1 protein-coding gene is annotated in these 4400 nt (G+C 66.6%); it reads left to right on the forward strand.

Annotated features, from left to right (window positions below):
• Positions 1–4400: amino acid adenylation domain-containing protein (locus tag N4Q37_RS27590; RefSeq protein ID WP_260963349.1), on the forward strand; the 4400-nt coding region annotated here is incomplete at both ends.

A 4400-nucleotide genomic window follows, 5' to 3' on the forward strand; every position in this document is an offset into this window, starting at 1 on the left:
TACCAGGGCGCCGCGCTGGCGTTGCAACTGCCCGCACCGTTGAGCGCCCGCCTGCGGCGCTTCAGCCAGCAACGCGGCCTGACCCCGTTCATGACCCTGCTGGGGGCCTGGTCGATCCTGCTCTCGCGCTTGAGCAACCAGGCCGAAGTCGTGGTGGGCACACCGGTCGCCAACCGTCCACGCCGTGAAACCGAAACGCTGATCGGCTTCTTCGTCAACACCCTGGCCCTGCGCATCGACGTGCAGGCCGACAGCCCGGTCGAGCAGTTGCTCGAACGGATCAAGGCCACCACCCTCGACGCCTACGGCCATCAGGACCTGCCGTTCGAACAAGTGGTCGAAGCCCTGCAACCGGAACGCAGCCTCGGTCACAGCCCGCTGTTCCAGGCCATGCTGGTGCTCGGCAACACGCCACAGGATCAGGCCCTGGAACTGCCGGGCTTGAACTTGAGCCCGTTGCCGCAACCGACCGGTACCACCCAGTTCGACGTGAGCCTGTCCCTCAACGATGACGGCGAAACCATCAGCGGCCAGTTCGAGTACGCCACCGACCTGTTCGATGAAAGCACCATCGCCCGTTGGGGTCGGCACTTGCTGCACCTGCTCGACGGGATGCTCGACGACGCCACACAGTCGGTGGCAACGCTGCCATTGCTGGATAACCAGCAACGCCGCCAGTTGCTCGGCGGTTTCAACCAGACCCACGCCCCGTTCCCCGAAGGCATGCTGTTGCAGGAGTGGTTCGAACAGCACGTACAGAAGCGTCCCCAGGCCATCGCCGTGCAGGCCGAAGGGATCAGCCTCAGCTATGCCGAACTCAACACCCGGGCCAATCGCATCGCCCATCGCCTGATCGCCGCGGGCCTGCGTCCGGATGAACGGGTCGCCCTGCTGGTGGAACGCAGCCCGGACATGATCGTCGGCATCCTGGCCATCCTCAAGGCCGGCGGCGCCTACGTACCGCTGGACCCGAACTATCCGCAGGATCGCTTGCAGCACATGCTCGACGACAGCGCACCGCGGGTCCTGCTCACCCAGGGCTACCTGATCGAAACCATGGCCGGACAACTGCCGGCGCTGCACATGCCGCAGCTGTTGCTGGACGATCCGGCTGACGGGGACGACAGCAATCCAAAGGTCGAGGGCCTGACCTCCCGGCACCTGGCCTATGTCATGTACACCTCCGGTTCCACCGGCAAGCCGAAAGGCGTGATGCTCGAACACCGCTCGGTGTGCAACCAGATCGGAGCCCTGCAGGAACGCTACGGCCTCAACCCCCAGGATCGCATCCTGCAATTCGCCACCATGACCTTCGACATGTCGGTGGAAGAGATCTTTGGTGCCTTGCTGTCCGGCGCCACCCTGGTGTTGCGCAGCGATGCCTGGATCGCCGGCACCGCAGCCTTCGCCACGCTCTGCGAGCAGCATGCGATCAGCGTCGCCAACCTGCCGACGGTGTTCTGGCAGCAGGTCGCCCGCGACAGCCATGTCGCCTTGCCCGCTTGCCTGCGGCAGTTCATGATCGGCGGCGAAGCGGTGGGCAAGCAGGCGGTGAGCCAGTGGTTCGCCCACGCCGGTCATCGCCCGGCGCTGTTCAACGCCTACGGCCCGACCGAAGCCACGGTCAACGCCTCGATCCGCCGGATGGAAAGCGACCACGACGATTTCCGCTCCATCGGCAAACCGTTGCGCAACACCCAATTGCATGTGCTGGATGCGCTCGGCGAGCTGGTCCCCATGGGGGTCGCCGGGGAGATTCATATCGGCGGCGTCGGTGTCGCTCGCGGTTACCTCAATCGCGAGGCACTGACCGCCGAGCGTTTCATCGCCGACCCGTTCAGCACCGATCCGGACGCACGCCTGTACAAGACCGGCGACCTTGGCCGCTGGTGCGCCGACGGCACCCTGCAGTACCTGGGACGCAACGACGATCAGGTGAAGATCCGTGGCTTCCGCGTCGAGCTGGGGGAAATCGAAGCCGTCCTCGCCGGCTGCTCCGGTGTTCGCGAAGCGGTGGTGGTGGCCCAGGAAAGCAAACCGGGCCAGTCCGACAGCAAGCGCCTGGTCGCCTACCTGTGCGGCGAGCCGGTGCCGGTGGAACAACTGCGTGCCGCGCTGCTGGCGGCGCTGCCCGAGTACATGGTGCCGAGCGCCTTCGTCCAGCTTGAAGCACTGCCGCTGACCCCCAACGGCAAACTCGACCGCCGCGCCCTGCCCGCGCCGGGCCAGGAAGCCTTCGCCAGCCGCGCCTACGAGGCACCGCGAGGCGAAATCGAACAGATCGTCGCCAATGTCTGGCAAGACCTGCTGGGTATCGAGAAGGTGGGCCGTCACGACCGTTTCTTTGAACTCGGCGGGCATTCGCTGCTGGCCGTGAGCCTGATCGACCGCTTGCGCCAGCATGGCCTGAGCGCCAGCGTGCGCACGGTGTTCACTGCGCCCAGCGTGCGGGAAATGGCCCAGGCCCTGAGCCGCAGCAACGAAACACCGTTCCTCGCCCCGGCCAACCGGATCCCGCTCGATTGCACCGCCCTGACCCCGGACATGCTGCCCCTGGTGGAACTGACCGAGGCCCAGCTCGAACGTATCGTCGCCGCCGTGCCCGGCGGTGCCGCCAATATCCAGGACATCTATCCGATGGCCCCCTTGCAGCAAGGCATCCTGTTCCATCATCTGCTGGGACACGAAGGTGATGCGTACCTGGTCCGCTCGATGATCGAATTCGACAGCCACCCGCGCCTCGAGGCCTTTATCGGCGCCTTGCAGCAGGTGATCGACCGCCACGACATCCTGCGCAGCGCCGTGCATTGGGTCGGCCAGCCGCAGCCGGTCCAGGTGGTGCAACGCCGGGCCACGCTGGCGCTGCAGCACATCGCCCTGGCCGCCGATGAAGACCCGCGTGCGCAACTGGAGCGCTTGAGCGATCCCCGGCACCTGCGCCTGGACTTGCAGCAGGCACCGCTGATGCGCGCCTGCATCGCCCGGGTTCCGCACTCCGAACGCTGCTTGCTGGCCCTGCTCGATCACCACATGATCAGCGACCACGTGTCCCTGGGCATCGTGCTCGCAGAAGTCCAGGCCTTGTTGCAAGGCCAGGGCGACAGCCTGCCGCCGCCGATGCCTTATCGGGAGTTCGTCGCACAGGTTCTCGCGACGCCGCCGCAAGCCCATGAAGCCTATTTCAGCCAGCGCCTGGGCAGTGTCGACGAACCCACCGCGCCGTTCGGTGTGCTGGATGTCCAGGGTGACGGCAGCCAAGTCGCGGAAACCAGCGTGCGCCTCGATCCGGCCCTGAGCCAGCGCATCCGCACGCAATCGCGCACGGCCGGCGTCACGCCAGCCGTGCTGTTCCACATTGCCTGGGCCCAGGTGCTCGGACGCTGCACCGACCGTGACGACGTGGTGTTCGGCACCGTGGTCGCCGGCCGCCTGCAAGGCTCGGTGGGCGCCGACCGGGCGCTGGGGGTGTTCATCAACACCTTGCCGGTGCGGGTCCGACTGGCCGGGTTCGGGGTTGGCGCGTTGGTGGACGAAACCTACCGCGACCTCAGCGAACTGCTGAACCACGAACAGGCCTCCCTGGCCCTGGCCCAACGTTGCAGCGGTGTCGGCGCGGGCCTGCCGCTGTTCACCACCCTGCTCAACTATCGCCATCAGACTGACGGCGGGTCGCTGGCCAACGCCGATCAGGTCCTGGCCTGGGATGGCGTGCGCTTCCTGAGCAACGAAGCGCGCACCAACTACCCGATTGAAGTGGCCGTGGCGGATGAAGGCGATGATTTCTCCGTGACCGCCCAGGCTATCGCCGGCATCGACCCGCAACGCATCGCTGTCTACTTGACGCACGCCGTAACCGCCCTGGTGGACGCCCTGGAGCAGTCCCCTGAGCGCCTCGCCAGCAGCCTTGACGTGCTGCCCGCCAGCGAGCGCCAGTTGCTGCTGAACGACTTCAACCGCACCGCCACCGATTTCGGCCCGGCGCAGCCGATCCACCACCTGTTCGAAGCCCAGGTACAGGCCAACCCCGACGCCGTCGCCCTGGTCTGCGAAAGCCAACAACTGACCTACCGCCAGCTCAATCGCCGCGCCAACCACCTCGCTCGGCAACTGCTCGACCTCGGCGTGCAGCCCGATCAGCGCGTGGCCATCTGTGCCGAGCGCAGCCTGGAGATGATCGTCGGCCTGTTGGGCGTGCTCAAGGCCGGCGCGGCCTACGTGCCCATCGACCCGGCGCACCCGGCCGAGCGCATGACGTTCATGTTGCAGGACAGCCAACCGCGGGCGCTGTTGACCCAGTCGGCGCTCGCCCTGCCGTCCGGGGATCTGCCGGTGTTGCTGCTGGACATCGTGGAATCGTTGCAAGCGGCGGACGATGCGGCTTTCGATGCCAACCCGCTGGT

It is taken from the genome of Pseudomonas citri (genome assembly GCF_025336485.1).
In the GTDB taxonomy this organism is placed as follows: domain Bacteria; phylum Pseudomonadota; class Gammaproteobacteria; order Pseudomonadales; family Pseudomonadaceae; genus Aquipseudomonas; species Aquipseudomonas citri.